This window comes from Lacrimispora sinapis (genome assembly GCF_043633585.1).
Taxonomy (GTDB): Bacteria; Bacillota; Clostridia; order Lachnospirales; family Lachnospiraceae; genus Lacrimispora; species Lacrimispora sinapis.
In genome coordinates, this window is the sequence record NZ_CP141832.1 from 791887 (window position 1) to 807063 (window position 15177).

A 15177-nucleotide genomic window follows, 5' to 3' on the forward strand; every position below is an offset into this window, starting at 1 on the left:
GAGTGAGTCATGGACAAATATGAAGAAATTGAGCGCAGCTTTGTAAACTGCTATAAGAAGTACGGAAATCGTCCGGTCATGGTCCTTTTGGGCTTTTATAAGGGGCAGTACCACAAATTTTTGATTTCTACCTTCTTTTTTATTGTAAAACATGCACCCAGCTTATTTTCCGCCCTGTTGATTGCCAATGTGATCAATGGGGCTTTAGAGGGCGGCGAGACAGGAAAACAGACCATATTTATTAATGTATCCATATGGCTGGGTCTTCTGGTGATCCATCTGCCGGCCAACTGGCTCCATAATAAATACAAAAGCAGGGTGATCCGTAAAACAGAGGCGGGTCTCAGGGGAGCGCTGGTGCGAAAGCTTCAGGAGCTTTCCATTCCCTATCACACGGAAGCCCAGTCGGGCCGTCTGCAGTCAAAAATCATCAGAGATGTGGAGGCAGTGGAGACGCTATCCTCCCAGCTCTTTGTCAATGCCATGAACATTCTGATGAATCTGGTCATCACCCTTTCCATTACTGCGGTGAAGAACCGGACTGTGCTTTTGTTCTTTCTTCTGGTGGCACCGGTAACCTCCATCATTGTGGTGGCCTTCCGCAAAAAAATCCACCGGGAGAATCGGGCGTTTCGTCAGGAAATGGAAGAAACAAGCGCCAAGGTCATGGAAATGGTGGAATTGGTTCCGGTGGCGAGAGCCCATGCTCTGGAACAGATTGAAGTAGAGAAAATCAAGGAACAGCTGGAGGAAACCGCGGATAAGGGATACCGGCTGGACATGATCCAGTCACACTTTGGTGCGGTCAGCTGGTGCATTTTCCAGGTTTTCCAGGTGCTTTGTCTGGGATTTTCCGGCATCATGGCATTGCATGGGCTGATAAAAATTGGTGATGTGACCTTTTACCAGTCCAGCTTTACCACTGTGGTAAATCAGTTTTCCGCTTTAATCAACCTTCTTCCGATTCTCACCAAGGGCCTGGAATCCGTTTCTTCCATAGGAGAGGTTCTCGTATCAGATGACGTGGAACACAACGAAGGAAAGACGGAGATGAAGGAATTGATGGGCAGTTATTCTTTCCGCAATGTCCAGTTTTCCTATAAAGGCTCCGATGAACCGGTTCTTGATGGGTTTGATTTAGAAGTAAAGGCCGGTGAGACCATTGCTCTGGTGGGGGAATCCGGCTCTGGAAAGACCACGGTCCTAAACATGATCATTGGCTTTATCACTCCGTCAGACGGCAGACTGTTCATTGACGGCATGGATGTGAGCGGCATTAATTTAAGAAGCTACCGGCGGTTTATTTCCGTAGTTCCCCAGACACCGGTTCTGTTTACCGGAACAGTCAGGGAAAATATCGTTTACGGAATGGAACATGTATCAGAAGAAGAACTGTCCCATGCGGTGGAAGCAGCAAACTTAAAATCCGTCATAGCCCGGCTTCCCAAAGGCCTGGATACCATGATTGGTGAACACGGGGCCAATCTAAGCGGCGGCCAGCGGCAGAGAATTTCCATTGCAAGGGCCATTATCAGGAACCCGCGGGTCATCATTCTTGATGAGGCCACCTCGGCCCTTGATACGATTTCAGAAAAAGAAATTCAGGATGCCCTGGAACGTCTGATCAAAGGAAGAACGACCTTTATCGTGGCCCACCGGCTTTCGACTGTCCGGGGAGCGGACCGGATTGTGGTTTTAGATAAGGGAAAGATCCGGGAGGAGGGGAGTTATCACCAGCTCATGGATTTAAAAGGGGAATTCTATGAAATGGAACGGCTGCAGATGGCTTTGAGATAGGACGTATGGGCATGATGGAAAAAAGAATTGTTAAAAGGCACAAATTTAGGATATAATTGAAGTAAAAACAGGGAGTGACTATGAACGGACAAAATAGAAATGATATAAAAATCGGTGCAGCAGTAAAAATTGTTTTAAAAGAGGACCAAAGAACCGGAAAATTAACGGAGGGAGTGGTCGGGAAAATCCTTACAAACAGCAGCTTTCATCCTCACGGCATCAAAGTAATGCTGACCGATGGACAAGTAGGGAGAGTTCAGGAAATCTTATGATTTCAGGCACTTAATAAAAATTGGTGGAATACCACAATGCTATCCGGTTCTCTATGGAAACTTCCTAACGGAGTATTTCGGAGAATTTAAAGAAAAAGGAGTTTACATATATATAAAACCAGTGTATAATCATATCTTACACACGTAGTATTTCGACATTGAAAAACAGGGGGGAATTATCAGCAGGTAATCCCTGTTTTTTATCAGCTAAATATTACAAACGTAAGATTAAAGGAGAACCACGGTGCGCAATCATAGATCATTTAAAAATAAAAACTTTCGGGAAAATCCGATTCTGGAGCGAATTCCAAGATTGGCTGTTTTAGGCCTGTTCTTTGGATTCCTTTTTGTTGTACTCATATTTCGGCTTTACCACCTTCAGATCATGGAAGGAGCCACCAATCAGGAAGCATTTATGAGTTCTATTGTAAAAACCCAGAGGATTTCCGGCAGCAGGGGAAATATTTATGACCGGAATGGGAAGTTACTGGCTTCCAACCGATTGTCCTACGATATTACACTGGAAGATTCCATGAATTATAAAACCAAAAAGGAACGGCAGCGGACTTTAAATGGAATCGCTTACCGCCTGATCCAGATGGTTCATGACGAGAATAAATTAAATAAGACGATTCCGATTGCCGTCAATGAACAGGGGACCTATGAATTTACTGCAGAAGGGTGGAAACTCAACCGTTTCATTGCCGATTTTTACGGAAAAGCCGATGTTTCATCGCTGACAGAAGAAGAAAAGTCAGAGACGGCAGAGGACCTGATGAAAAAAATGGCTGGTGACAAAAAATTCATGATCGATCAGACCTATACGCAGAAGGAACAGGAGCAGTATGGACTTCCGCCTTCCCTTACTTCAAAGGAAATTTTACAGATTGCCAATATCCGTTATGGACTTTCCTTAAATTCCTACCGCAAATACTTACCCTATCTGGTGGCCTCCGATGTATCCGACGAGACGATGGCAGCAGTGCTTGAAAACAAATCCTCACTGCCCGGTGCGGATGTCCAGGAGAGCAGCATCAGAACCTATGAGGGAGGAGAAAGTTTATCTTCTATATTAGGGTATACCGGCGGCATATCCGCAGAAGAACTGGAGACTGCCAACCAGGGAGAAGCCATATATACCAACCAGTCCGTCATCGGAAAAAGCGGCATAGAAAAATCCATGGAAAACTGGCTGAGAGGAGAAGACGGGACGGAACAGTTCTACACCGATGTAGTGGGGAACCGGAAAACAGAACCGGTCATTACAAAGGCTCCCCAGACAGGAAAGGACGTTTACTTAACCATTGATAAGGACTTGCAGGATGCGGTCTATCAGATGCTGGAACAGCAGATCGCCGGAATCCTTCTTTCCAATATGGAGGACATTAAAAAATCAGAGATGCCAAAGGCGGAAACAGCTGCCCAGATCCGTATTTCCTCCGATGAGGTCTATTTTGCCCTTCTGAAAAATCATGTGATTGATACGGAGAGATTAAAGGATGATAAGGCCTCCGATTTAGAAAAATCGGTTTACGGAAGTTTTTCCGGTAAGAAAGAGCGTGTCTTTTCCCAGCTGACGGCTTCTTTTGAAGCTGCAGGCCCTGCTTATGACAATTTAAGCAGTGAGATGAAAGGATATTTGGATTATTTGGTGAGTGAAGCAAAAAAAAGCAAGCTGATCACCTCAAAAGCAGGCAGTCCGGACTGGAAGAATAAAAGTCTCAGGCAATACTTAACAGACTGCATTGCAAACGGCATGGTGGATTTAAGCCAGATTAAAATCAGTGAAACCTATGTGGCCATTGAAGAGGAAGAACGTCTGGTAGAAGAAAAGCTTTTGGCAGATTTAAGAGATAGCCAGGATTTTGATTTAAAGATTTATGAGGCAATGATCGGCGAAGGCTCCTTAACGGGAGAGACCATTGAAAATCTTCTCTACGAACAGGGAATCTTATCGAATGACGATCCGGACCGTGCCCTATTGCAAAGCGGACAGCTGAGTGCCTGGGCGTTTATGCAGAAAAAGATCAGGAATCTGGAGATCACTCCGGCCCAGCTTGCGTTAAATCCATGCTCCGGGTCTGCAGTTATCGTCAATCCCCAGGACGGGGAAGTACTGGCGTGTGTAAGCTATCCGGGATATGATAATAACCGGCTGGCCAATCAGATGGATGCAGATTATTACAACCGTCTGTCCAATGATTTGTCCCTTCCTTTATTTAACCGGGCCACCAGCCAGCTGACCGCTCCCGGTTCCACCTTTAAGCCGGTCACGGTCATTGCAGGGCTGAATGAGGGCGTCATACAGCCGGACACCAGTATCGTATGTACCGGTACCTTTGATAAAGTGGAACCGGCTCTGCGGTGCTGGAAGAGAACGGGCCACGGTCTGATTACCTCACCTGCGGATGCCCTTAAAAATTCCTGTAACGTGTATTTGTCTGAGATTACTTACCGCATGGGAACACAGGCAGATGGAACCTTTTCCGAAGGAATGGGACTGAATAAGCTTCAGAAATATGCGGATTTGCTGGATCTTAATAAAAAGACGGGGATTGAAATCGGTGAGGCACAACCGCATGTAACGGATCAGTTTGCCATTCCTTCCTCCATCGGCCAGGGAACCCATAACTATTCCACCACCCAGCTGGCAAGATATACGTCTACACTGGCAAACCACGGAAAAAGCTATGATTTGTCTCTGATCAGCAAGATTACAGATTCTGACGGAAAGGTGTTAAAATCCTTTGAGCCTGTGTTAGAAAGCACCGCAGAACTTCCGGAATATATCTGGGCGGAAGTGGCAAAGGGGATGAATGAGCTGGTCACTTCAAATGCTACATTAAAAGATTTAAAAATCAGTGCGGCAGGAAAAACCGGAACGGCAGAGGAAGCAAAGAACAAGCCCAATCACGGACTTTTTATCGGATATGCACCTCTGGAAGATCCAAAGATCGCAGTTACGGTGCGGATCGCCAACGGCTACAGTTCCGGAAATGTGGTAGGTGTCGGAAAAAGTATTTTTGAGTACTATTTCCAGCTGAAGGAACCGGAGGCAATTTTAACAAAGACCGCTTCCAATGTAAAAAATAATCTGAGGACCGATTAACAGGAGGAAACCATGAATCGTGGAAAAAAGAGATTTTTGTTCAGTACCCTTGTTACCCTTTTGATCCTGCTGGCTGGTCTGGCTGGTTCCTTCCTGTTTTTTCAGATTAGGGAGAAGCTGGAAGCATCAAAAGTGAAACCGGAGACAATATTTGGGAAATACGTGGAAAGTCTGAACCGGCGGGATTATGCGGCCATGTACGGGATGCTTTCGGAGCAGAGCCGGATCAATATCAGCCAGGAGGATTTTACCGCCAGAAACAAAAACATTTACGAGGGCCTGGAAGCTTCTGAAATCAAGGTGCAGATTACCGGAGAAGAACGCGTGGATAAGACGGTTACGCTGAATTATGATACCGGCTTTCAAACCATTGCCGGAGAAATTCATTTTAAGAATAAGGCGGAGTTTCAGAAAGAAGGGAAAAAAGGATATAAACTGGTGTGGAGTGACAGCCTTATTTTCCCGGAACTTGGCCGCAGCGATAAGGTGAGGATCTCCACGGACAAAGCGGTAAGAGGAAGTATTTTTGACCGGAACGGTCTGGTTCTTGCAGGAAAAGGAACGGCTTCCTCCGTAGGACTGGTGCCGGGGAAGATGAGCGAAGATCCCACCGGTGACATTCAAACGCTGTCGTCACTTTTGGGAATATCCGCAGATAACATACAGAAAAAGCTGTCTGCCAAATGGGTGAATGAGGATTCCTTTGTTCCATTAAAAACTTTGAAAAAAGTGGATGAGATCAATTTAAAAGCCCCGCAGCCCAGGGAAGACAATTTAAAAAACAAAGAGTTTCAGGACCAGCTGCTTGCCATACCAGGAGTCCTCATATCAGATACGCCGGTCCGCTTTTATCCAATGGAAAAGAGCGGCGCCCATCTGGTGGGATATGTTCAGAACGTGACCGCAGAAGATATCAAAGAGCATGAGGGAGAGGATTATTTGACCGACAGTGTGATCGGCAGAAGCGGAATGGAAGCACTTTATGAAAAGGAACTGAAGGGAACCAATGGGCGAACCGTTTCCATCGTGGACCCCAATGGAAATGTGAAAAAGATTCTGGCCGCAAAGTCAAGAATTGACGGAAAGGATATTACCCTGACCATTGACAGCACCCTTCAAGCCACCATATATAATACCTTTCAAGAGGATAAAAGCTGTACGGTGGCAATGAATCCTTATACAGGAGAGGTCCTGGCCCTTGTGAGCACCCCTTCTTATGATGACAATGACTTTATTTTAGGAATGTCAAATGAGATCTGGAATGCATTAAACAACGATGAAAGAAAGCCTATGTTCAACCGGTTCCGCCAAAGATTTGCACCAGGTTCCTCTTTTAAATCCATAACTGCAGTGATCGGTCTGGCGAGCGGTGCCATTGATCCTGCTGAAGATTACGGAAGCAGCGGCTTAAGATGGAAAAAAGATGAAAGCTGGGGCAATTACTATGTGACCACCCTTCATGACAGCAATCCGTTGAATCTGGAAAATGCTTTTATCTACTCCAATAACATTTATTTTGCAAAAGCCGCCTTAAAGATCGGATACAAGGATTTCATGTCAGGGCTGGATAAACTTGGTTTTGGACAGCAGATTCCATTTGAAATCTCCCTGGCAAAATCCCAGTACTCCAATGGGGAACGGATTGAGTCAGAAGTCCAGCTTGCCGACAGCGGTTATGGACAGGGACAGATTTTGGTCAATCCGGTGCATTTTGCTTCTTTGTATACCATGTTTTCCAATCAGGGAAATGTTATAAAACCATATATCCAGTACAAAGAAAATCCTGCCAAGGAGATATGGCTGAACAATGCCAGCACTCCGGAGATTGCAGAGCTGGTCAAATCAGACTTGTCAAAGGTGGTCAGTTCAGAACATGGTACGGGACATGCCATTCACCGCAGCGATCTTGCCCTGGCAGGAAAGACCGGGACTGCTGAAATCAAAGCCTCCAAAGACGATACCACCGGAACAGAGCTTGGCTGGTTTGTTGTTTTCACCACAGACCCCAATACGGAAAAGCCCATTCTGCTGGTGAGCATGGTGGAGGATGTGAAAAACCGCGGAGGAAGCGGATATGTAGTAAGAAAAGACAAAGCAGTTTTAAATGCGTATCTTCCTCCTGCACAATAAGAAAAGGCTGCCACAGCCGGGAAAATTCCCGGTTAATGGCAGCCTTTTCTTACTTCTTATAGATATTTTGGTTATCAAGGATATCCAGGGTGATCTTTGCAGCGGTGCTTCCATTGGCAGATGTCTTATCCTGGATATTGGTTGCAAAGACGTAAGTTTCTTCCCGGGCTTCTACAAATCCCACAAACCAGCCGTTCACGTAATTTCCGTCGATGTTACCGGTTCCTGTTTTTCCGTAGAGCATACTTCCGCCGGAAGAAGAGACAAGCAGGGAATCCTTGACCGCTTTTATATTTTCTGCAGCAAAGGGTAAACCCCCAAGACAGAAGCGGGCCAGCAGTTCTACCTGTTCCACCGGTGAGATCTTTAAGGAGGATTGGGACCAATAACGGCCCAGACCTCCGGATAAGTCGGAATTGCCATACCTGATCTTATGGAAGTATTTATTCAAAGAGGAAAGACCGGTTTTTTCATCCAGAGAGGTAAAATACCAGTTGACCGAATGACTCATGGCACTTTTTAAGTCCTGGTTCCGGTTCCAGGCATCAAAGGGATAATATTTGCCATTCCAGTCCATGGCAGAGGAATCCGGGGTAATGACCCCTTCCTCAAGGGCGGCAAGAGCGCTGTAGATCTTATAGGTGGAATCGGGGGAAATCCTTTTGATTCCTTCTTCTTCATTATAGATGGAATATTGCCCGGAGTTTAATTCATATAGGACAAAGCTGCCTTTTAAACCGGAGAAACAGGAACCCACCTCCAGGTTATTTATGCCTTCCGCGTTGAATCCATACGCTGCGTCGGGGGATGCCATGGCAGAGAAGGCAGGCATGAGACCGGCGGCCAAAACCGATGCTGCGGCAAAGACCAGACGGCTTTTCCTCTTACACCATTTGGTTTCCGCATGAAACCCTGCAATGCTTATAATCCGTTTGCGCATCTCTTTTTTTGATCCGCCCATTCCTGCGGCAGAATAGGGAAAACGGGACAGGCTCTCTGCAAAATTGATCAAGGTATTCCCGTAGTCCAGATAATCGTCCGGCCGGAGCATGGATAAAACGGAGGCATCACAGGCAATTTCCCGGTCGTTTTGCATCTCATGAAAAGCCAACCATACCACAGGGTGAAACCAGTAAACAATCTGGGCCAAAGCCATCAGCCTATTCACTACAAGGTCCTTATGCCTGCAATGGGAAAGCTCGTGAAGAAGAATATAGCGGATATCTTTTTCCTCCATTTCCGAAAGAATGTGAATGGGTACGATGATCACAGGCTTAAATGCTCCGATGGCGAGGGGGGATTTCACATAGGCACTGCTGTAGATGGGGATGTTCCCTTTGATACCTGATTCCTTTAAGCAGGCATCAAACAACTCCCGGATTCTTTTATTTTGAAGGAGAAGAGAAGCATTCTTTAACTGATTGACCTTATGGCTGGACCATGCGGTGATTCCTGTCATAAACACCATGCCGGCGATCCAGATGCTCATAAGAACCGTGGGAAGGGCAGAAGGAGTCCTGCGGCTTACGGAAACGGAAAAATCCAACAAAAGGTTGTTCCGTGGCAGTAAAGCAGGCTGTACAGCCGTTTTAGAGACCTCCTGTGCATGAGGAAACAGACCGGAAAGAGTATGAAGGAGTGCAGCCCCAGCTTTGGTGCAGAGATCGGAATAGGGCAGAAATGGGATTGCCAGCGAAAACAAAAAAAGAAACCAGAGATTGTATTGGGTCCTTTTGGTCAGATGGGAACCCAGGAACTTTCTTACCCCAAGGAGGGCGAAAAAGAGAAAGGGGACAGCCATGCTGTTTAATAAAAGGCGTACCATTAGTAAATGGATCATCAGCGGTCCTCCCCGTGTTCGTTCAAAAGAAGTTTCCGAAGCTCTTCTAAGTCTTCCTTGGTCATGTTCTCGCTGTTGATATAGTTAGTCACCATGCTGGATATCTTGCCGTTATAAAATCGGTTTAAAAAGTGGTCATTGGCTTTTTTTAAATACTCCTGTTCTTTCACCAGAGGCGTATATACAAAAACCCGGCTTTCCTTCCGGTAGGTTATGGCTTCCTTTAAAACCAGTCTCTTCAACAGAGTGTGTACGGTTTTGGGGCTCCAGTGGCTTGTGTTAGAAAGTTTTTCGGTCACTTCATTGGTACTGATCGGTGCATATTTCCACAGCACTTTCATCACTTCATACTCGGCTTCGGAAATCTGCGGCAGATGTTTCATAGAAATTCTCCTATTCTTACATTTGTAATACATACATTATACAGAGAGGGCAAGCGGTATGTCAATAGCCTTTACAATCCCATGGCGGCATGGTATACTGTTTAAAATCAAATAATTAAAAAGGTTTAAGGAGACACGTCTATGTTATTTTTCATTTTTTCCTTATATGCTCCCACGTAGTTATATAGAAAGAACGGTTCAGTCATACTGGCACTGCATTGGCAGGGCTTATTTTTTGTACAACAAAATGGGAGAAACGGAAAAAATGAAAACAAAACGAAATATATATATTCTGTATGCCATTGCTTTTTTACAGGGAATGGTGTTTTACGGACCGGTCGCAACCCTTTACCGGCAGGCAGCAGGAGTCAGTGTGTTTCAGATCACAGTGATTGAAAGCATTTCCCTGGCTCTATGCATTGGGCTTGAATTGCCCTGGGGGATTGCTGCGGATAAAATCGGATACAAACGTACTATGATCATCAGCTGTGCGGTTTACTTCTTGTCAAAGGTTGTTTTCTGGAGAGCGGACGGATTTGCGGATTTTTTGCTGGAACGAATTCTGTTAAGTGTTGTGATGGCAGGAATGTCTGGCTGTGATGTGAGCATTCTATATCTTTCCAGTAAAGAAGAGGAGAGCCAGAAAGTTTTTGGGATTTATCAGTTTTTAAGTATGACGGGGCTTCTCATGTCTTCCCTTCTGTTTTCGGTATGCATTGGAGAAGATTACCGGCTTGCAGGATTTTTGACCATGGTCTCTTATGGAGCGGCAGCTGTCTTTTCTTTGGGAATAAAGGAAGTAAAGGGGAAGGAAACAAAAAAAGAGAGAGGCCAGCGGTTTTTTTCAGTATTGATTCAGACGGTCAAGGACCGGAATTTTCTGCTTGCAATCATTGGAATGGCATTGCTTGCGGAGACCAACCAGACCGTGACCGTATTTTTAAGTCAGCTTCAATACGTGAAAGCCGGAATGGATTTAAAAACCATGGGGGTGGTTTATATTCTGGTTACATTGGCCGGAATGACCGGAATGTGGTCCTATTGGTTTACCAGAAGGCTTGGCAGTTTTCTATTTGGACTAGTTCTGTTTTTGGGAGGAGCGGCAGCGTGTCTGGTGCTTTCCTCCACAGAATCTGCAGTCATATCGGTAGGTGCCGTACTGGTGCTTCGCCTGTCTGCCAGTTTATTTAGTCCCCTTTCCACCCAGCTGCAGAACCGGAGAATCAAAGGGCAGGACCGGGCTACGGCCTTGAGCATTTATGCGGTTGTGCTGGAGAGTACGGGAGTGGTCACAAATATATTATTCGGTCGGGCGGCAGAGGAAGATATTTCCAATGCTATGGTCTTAGGGGCTGTTTTGTGTGTGGCAGGTGCCTGTTTGTTTTCTATCTTTTATAGAAGAGAAGGAAAAAACCGTGATTTTAGCATCAGCCGTTAATGATGGTACAGTGCCCCGTATCGGTAGGATTGTAACCATGGAACGAAAGGAGGCTGTTTTTAAATTCCCTGCTGTTGACGGCTTCTAAAATCAACGATACAGCAGAATTGTTTAAATAAGATTTTAAGAAAACCAGATCCAGGGAGAACTTGGCAAGGGGGACCGGTTCCAGCTGAGGATAGGACATCAGCAGGGAGAGGTCCCCGATGCTTCCATCCGCGGCATCAGAGGCTACTGCATTTGCGGCGGACATATGGGAGAGACATTCTTTTTGATAACCGGCTGCCGCCTTTTTTTGAAAATTGTTTTTTATAAAACAGGAATCTAAAAATATGCGGTAGCCGCTGCCAGGTTCCCGGTTCAGAAACCGGATGTCCGGCCGCAGAAGGTCTTTGATGGAACGAATGTTTTTGGGATTTCCCTTCTTTACATACAAACCGCAGGATAACTGGCTTATGAACACGACAGCCAGTTCCTTTCCGGGCATGAGGTTTTTGATCTGATTGAGGCTTTGCTCTTTTTTATCAGAGAAAAAACAGGTGAGAGCCATATGGGTTTTCTCATAATAAAGAGAGTACAAGCTGTTATATTCATTCATATAAGAATGAAGCATGGGGAGACTTTCCGGGTTTTTGTCCAACTGGCTCAAAAGCAGTTCCACAACTCTGGACTCCTGGCTGCTAATAATAAGTCCGTTTGTATTTAACAGATAATCCGTCTGCCGGATGGCTGAGACTGCTGTAAAAGGGGGAATGTCGCTGACAGGAATCGGCGGCTGTGAGCCCTTATTATTTCCGGGGAGTGAATCCGCGGAACCTTGTAAATACTGGTCAAGCTGTTCCTGGCTGATGCGTATCTGCCTTCCTATTTTTGTAGCATTTAATTCTCCCCGTTTAATTAATTCATACACCGTTGCTTTTTTTATCTTAAGACGATCTGCAACTTCTTGTGCTGTAAATATTTTCTCCATACAATACCCTCATTATTTTTTTTGATTTTTATCATTTGATAATAGTTATAACATATTTCAAACTATTGTCAACAAAAAGCATGATAAATAAAATGCTGTGCTAAATGTATAAAAAATATCAGATATCTTACCGATATATTATGAATATATCAACATTGATTTGCAGATAGAATTCATCTAAAATGAACAAAACGAAATGAAACAGAACGAAACACAGCAAAACACAACAAGCTACCATAGAATTCAAATAAAATAATCAGGAGGAAAAAGTGATGAGACGAGGAAAAAGGTTACTTGCAATGGTGTTGGCGGTATTGGCCGTGTGTCAGACTGCAGGCTGCAGTACAGCAGCCTCAAAAAGTACGGGGACAGCCCCAAAGGAAACGACAGGTTCCAGGAAGGAAGCATCCGGAGCCGCCGCAGAGCCTATGGATCTGTATGTCTTTATTGCCGCCAGTTTAAAAAACACCATGGAAACCGTAAAGGAAAGCTATGAGAAACAGCATCCGGGCGTGACCATCATTTATAATGCGGACAGCTCCGGTACACTGAAGACTCAGATCGAGGAAGGAGCCCGGTGCGATGTGTTCTTTTCGGCGGCAACCAGGCAGATGGATGAATTAAAGGAAAGGGGATATGTGGTCGACGGATCGGTCCATGATCTGCTGATGAACCAGGTGGTACTTATAAAGCCAAAGGGAGGAAAGACGAAGGTCACCGGATTTGACAATATCACTCAGGCAGCCAATCTTGCTCTTGCCGGAGAGGATGTACCGGTTGGACAGTATGCCAGAAAGATGTTTACCAATATGGGGCTCCTCGATTCCGTTATGAAAATGGAAATCAATGAAGGACCTAATGTCACCGCTGTTTTGACTGCTGTGGCGGAAGGAAGCAATGAAGTGGGAATCGTGTATGCCACCGATGCCGCTTCCATGGCGGACAGCGTGGAGATCATCGCAAAGGCGGATAAGAGTCTGGTTGATCCCGCCATTTATCCGGTGGGGCTGATAAAAGATAAAGAAGCTTCGGAAGAGGAAAAAAAGGCAGCGGAAGATTTTGTAAAGTATTTGACAGAAGACCAGGATGTTAGACAGGTGTTTACGAATGCCGGATTTGAACTGTATTCGCAGTAAGGTAGTCAAGGAATGGAGGTGAAGTAGATTGCTGGAACTTTTAAGTACCATAGATTTGAGTCCTCTTTCTCTTTCACTGAAAACGGGAATTTTGGCTACTGTGCTGACGTTTTTTGCGGGGGCTGGAGCAGCAAGATATGTCATGAAGCTCAGTCACGGGGCAAAATCCATGATAGATGGAATCCTTACACTGCCCTTGGTGCTGCCGCCTACGGTAGCCGGTTTTTTCCTGCTTTTGGTATTCAGTCTCCGCCGGCCATTCGGAGCATTTCTGTTTGAACATTACGATTTTAAAATGGTACAAACGTGGCCGGGCTGTGTGATGGCGGCTTTTGTCATTTCCTTTCCGCTTATGTACCGAAACGCCAGGGCAGCGTTTGAACAGGTGGATGTGACCATGATCCATGCGGGAAGAACGCTGGGACTGTCGGAGCGGAAGATTTTCTGGAAGATTGTGGTTCCCATCGCAGCTCCGGGACTTGCTTCTGGCACAGTGCTTGCCTTTGCCAGAGCCATTGGAGAATACGGGGCAACTATTATGCTGGCAGGCAATATTCTTGGCAAGACACGAACAATATCCGTGGCCATCGCAACGGAAGTGGCAGCAGGCAACTGGAAAACTGCAGGATTCTGGGTATGGGTCATTGTGATCCTTTCCTTTTTTATGGTAGCACTGATCAATTTGTTATCCGGGAAAGGCGGCAGAAAGAATAGCGGGTGGAGATAATATGGCATTGCAGGTGAGAATCAGAAAAAAGTTTTCCGGTTTTGAAATGGATGTGGAATTTGAGACAGATGGCGGGTGTATGGGGATTTTGGGGGCCTCCGGATGCGGAAAAAGCATGACTTTAAAATGCGTGGCAGGGATCGAGACACCGGATCAGGGGAAGATCGTATTAAATGGAAAGATTCTTTTTGACTCTGAAAAAAGGATCAATCTGCCGGCCAGGGAACGGCAGGTGGGCTATTTATTCCAGAATTATGCCCTGTTCCCAACCATGACGGTGGAAGAAAATCTGGGAATCGTGATTCAGAAAAGGAAAAAAGAAAAGCGGACCTTGATTGATGAAATGTTAAGAAGATTTCAGCTTACCGGACTGGAAAAACGAATTCCGTCCCAGCTTTCGGGCGGGCAGCAGCAGCGGGCAGCGCTGGCACGTATGCTGCTGAGCACACCCGAAGTGATTCTGCTGGACGAACCGTTTTCCGCACTGGATGGATTTTTAAAGGATATTTTGAAGACGGATATGCTTGCGTTTATCAAAGAGTATGGAAAAGATGTGCTGATGGTATCTCATTCCAGAGATGAGATCTATCAATTTTGTGACCGAATGGCAATAATTGCAGAAGGAAAGAGCCTGTTAAACGGAAGGACAAAGGAGATCTTTAAAAAGCCGGGGATATTGGAGGCAGCAAAGCTGACCGGCTGCAAAAACATCTCTTCCGTGGAACGGATCAGTGACCATGAACTCTATGCAAAGGACTGGAACATAAAGCTGAGGACCGAAGAAACGATAGGAGATTCGATTCGATACCTGGGAATCAGGGGACATCATCTGATCCCGGCAGAACAGCCGGGGGAAAATGTGATGAAGGTCCGGTTATTGGGAGTGACGGATATGGCCTTTGAACGGCAGGTCCTTTTCCAAAATGCAGAAGCAGAATCTTCCGGAAGGATTTGGATGTATCAGGATAGAAAGGAAAGTATTCCATTATTTATACAGTTTCCGAAAGAAGAAATTTTGCTTTTGTCTTAATTTTATTAGTATTTACACAAATAGATTGACAAAACAACTTGAATTGATTACCATGTGTCAAAAGAAGTTAAGATCTGTTGGTTGTATTCAAAGGAGAGGAATGGAGGAGACAATACATATGAGGCTTAGTGCAAGAAATCAGTTAAAGGGAAAAGTGGTAGGAATAGAACCGGGAGCAGTCAATGCCATGGTAACCATGGACGTGGGAGGCGGAAACATTATTTCTGCCACGGTATCCATGGCGGCAGTAAAGGATCTGGAACTGGAAGTAGGAAAAGATGCGTATGCGATTATAAAAGCAACTTCCGTTATGGTAGGAGTGAACTGAGGTACAAAAGAAAGAGC

Annotated in this window: 12 protein-coding genes; 9 read left to right on the top strand and 3 right to left on the bottom strand. The window is 45.4% G+C overall.

Annotation, left to right across the window (positions count from 1 at the left end; translation table 11 throughout):
• Positions 1-9: 9 nt before the first annotated feature.
• The 4 genes from VIG27_RS03615 to VIG27_RS03630 all read left to right on the top strand — a co-directional run bounded on the left by VIG27_RS03615 (position 10) and on the right by VIG27_RS03630 (position 7308).
• Complete coding sequence (locus tag VIG27_RS03615) at positions 10-1797, top strand: ABC transporter ATP-binding protein (RefSeq protein WP_394525282.1); 1788 nt, start codon at positions 10-12, stop codon at positions 1795-1797.
• Between the two features lie 80 nt (positions 1798-1877).
• The gene (locus VIG27_RS03620) at positions 1878-2069 is read left to right on the top strand and encodes a YwbE family protein (protein WP_394525284.1); all 192 of its coding nucleotides are present in this window, start codon (positions 1878-1880) and stop codon (positions 2067-2069) included.
• A 244-nt stretch (positions 2070-2313) separates the two neighbouring features.
• A complete protein-coding gene (locus VIG27_RS03625; RefSeq protein ID WP_394525286.1) occupies positions 2314-5178 on the top strand; it encodes a penicillin-binding transpeptidase domain-containing protein in 2865 nt (954 codons plus the stop codon).
• Positions 5179-5190: 12 nt separating this feature from the next.
• Complete coding sequence (locus VIG27_RS03630) at positions 5191-7308, top strand: penicillin-binding transpeptidase domain-containing protein (RefSeq protein ID WP_394525289.1); 2118 nt, start codon at positions 5191-5193, stop codon at positions 7306-7308.
• A gap of 49 nt (positions 7309-7357) precedes the next feature.
• On the opposite strand, the gene VIG27_RS03635 is transcribed toward VIG27_RS03630, so the two are convergent.
• Positions 7358-9148 (bottom strand): BlaR1 family beta-lactam sensor/signal transducer, encoded by a 1791-nt coding sequence (locus VIG27_RS03635; protein ID WP_394525292.1) that lies wholly within the window; start codon positions 9146-9148, stop codon positions 7358-7360.
• The gene (locus VIG27_RS03640) at positions 9148-9531 is read right to left on the bottom strand and encodes a BlaI/MecI/CopY family transcriptional regulator (RefSeq protein WP_394525293.1); all 384 of its coding nucleotides are present in this window, start codon (positions 9529-9531) and stop codon (positions 9148-9150) included. Before VIG27_RS03640 ends, VIG27_RS03635 begins: the two co-directional genes overlap by 1 nt.
• A 265-nt stretch (positions 9532-9796) precedes the next feature.
• Here VIG27_RS03640 and VIG27_RS03645 point away from each other — a divergent pair, with 265 nt between their 5' ends.
• Complete coding sequence (locus tag VIG27_RS03645) at positions 9797-10969, top strand: MFS transporter (protein ID WP_394525295.1); 1173 nt, start codon at positions 9797-9799, stop codon at positions 10967-10969.
• Here VIG27_RS03645 and VIG27_RS03650 read toward each other — a convergent pair.
• On the bottom strand, positions 10959-11939 hold the full coding sequence (locus VIG27_RS03650; protein ID WP_394525298.1) for a substrate-binding domain-containing protein: 981 nt from the start codon (positions 11937-11939) through the stop codon (positions 10959-10961). The genes VIG27_RS03645 and VIG27_RS03650 overlap by 11 nt on opposite strands.
• Before the next feature lie 272 nt (positions 11940-12211).
• Here VIG27_RS03650 and modA point away from each other — a divergent pair, with 272 nt between their 5' ends.
• The 4 genes from modA (at position 12212) to VIG27_RS03670 (ending at position 15160) form a co-directional block, all read left to right on the top strand.
• Positions 12212-13075: a molybdate ABC transporter substrate-binding protein gene (gene modA / locus VIG27_RS03655; protein ID WP_394525299.1), complete on the top strand. Its 864-nt coding sequence runs from the start codon at positions 12212-12214 to the stop codon at positions 13073-13075.
• Positions 13076-13103: 28 nt separating this feature from the next.
• Positions 13104-13802: a molybdate ABC transporter permease subunit gene (modB, locus tag VIG27_RS03660; RefSeq protein ID WP_394525301.1), complete on the top strand. Its 699-nt coding sequence runs from the start codon at positions 13104-13106 to the stop codon at positions 13800-13802.
• Between the two features lies 1 nt (position 13803).
• Positions 13804-14832, top strand: coding sequence for a sulfate/molybdate ABC transporter ATP-binding protein (locus tag VIG27_RS03665; protein ID WP_394525304.1), 1029 nt, complete (start codon positions 13804-13806; stop codon positions 14830-14832).
• A gap of 118 nt (positions 14833-14950) precedes the next feature.
• On the top strand, positions 14951-15160 hold the full coding sequence (locus VIG27_RS03670; RefSeq protein ID WP_394525306.1) for a TOBE domain-containing protein: 210 nt from the start codon (positions 14951-14953) through the stop codon (positions 15158-15160).
• The last annotated feature ends 17 nt before the right edge of the window (positions 15161-15177 follow it).

Coding starts and splice junctions, on each gene's coding strand:
- VIG27_RS03615 (WP_394525282.1), top strand. CDS start 10: ATGGACAAATATGAAGAAATTGAGCGCAGCTTTGTAAACTGCTATAAG.
- VIG27_RS03620 (WP_394525284.1), top strand. CDS start 1,878: ATGAACGGACAAAATAGAAATGATATAAAAATCGGTGCAGCAGTAAAA.
- VIG27_RS03630 (WP_394525289.1), top strand. CDS start 5,191: ATGAATCGTGGAAAAAAGAGATTTTTGTTCAGTACCCTTGTTACCCTT.
- VIG27_RS03635 (WP_394525292.1), bottom strand. CDS start 9,148: ATGATCCATTTACTAATGGTACGCCTTTTATTAAACAGCATGGCTGTC.
- VIG27_RS03640 (WP_394525293.1), bottom strand. CDS start 9,531: ATGAAACATCTGCCGCAGATTTCCGAAGCCGAGTATGAAGTGATGAAA.
- VIG27_RS03645 (WP_394525295.1), top strand. CDS start 9,797: ATGAAAACAAAACGAAATATATATATTCTGTATGCCATTGCTTTTTTA.
- VIG27_RS03650 (WP_394525298.1), bottom strand. CDS start 11,939: ATGGAGAAAATATTTACAGCACAAGAAGTTGCAGATCGTCTTAAGATA.
- modA (WP_394525299.1), top strand. CDS start 12,212: ATGAGACGAGGAAAAAGGTTACTTGCAATGGTGTTGGCGGTATTGGCC.
- VIG27_RS03665 (WP_394525304.1), top strand. CDS start 13,804: ATGGCATTGCAGGTGAGAATCAGAAAAAAGTTTTCCGGTTTTGAAATG.
- VIG27_RS03670 (WP_394525306.1), top strand. CDS start 14,951: ATGAGGCTTAGTGCAAGAAATCAGTTAAAGGGAAAAGTGGTAGGAATA.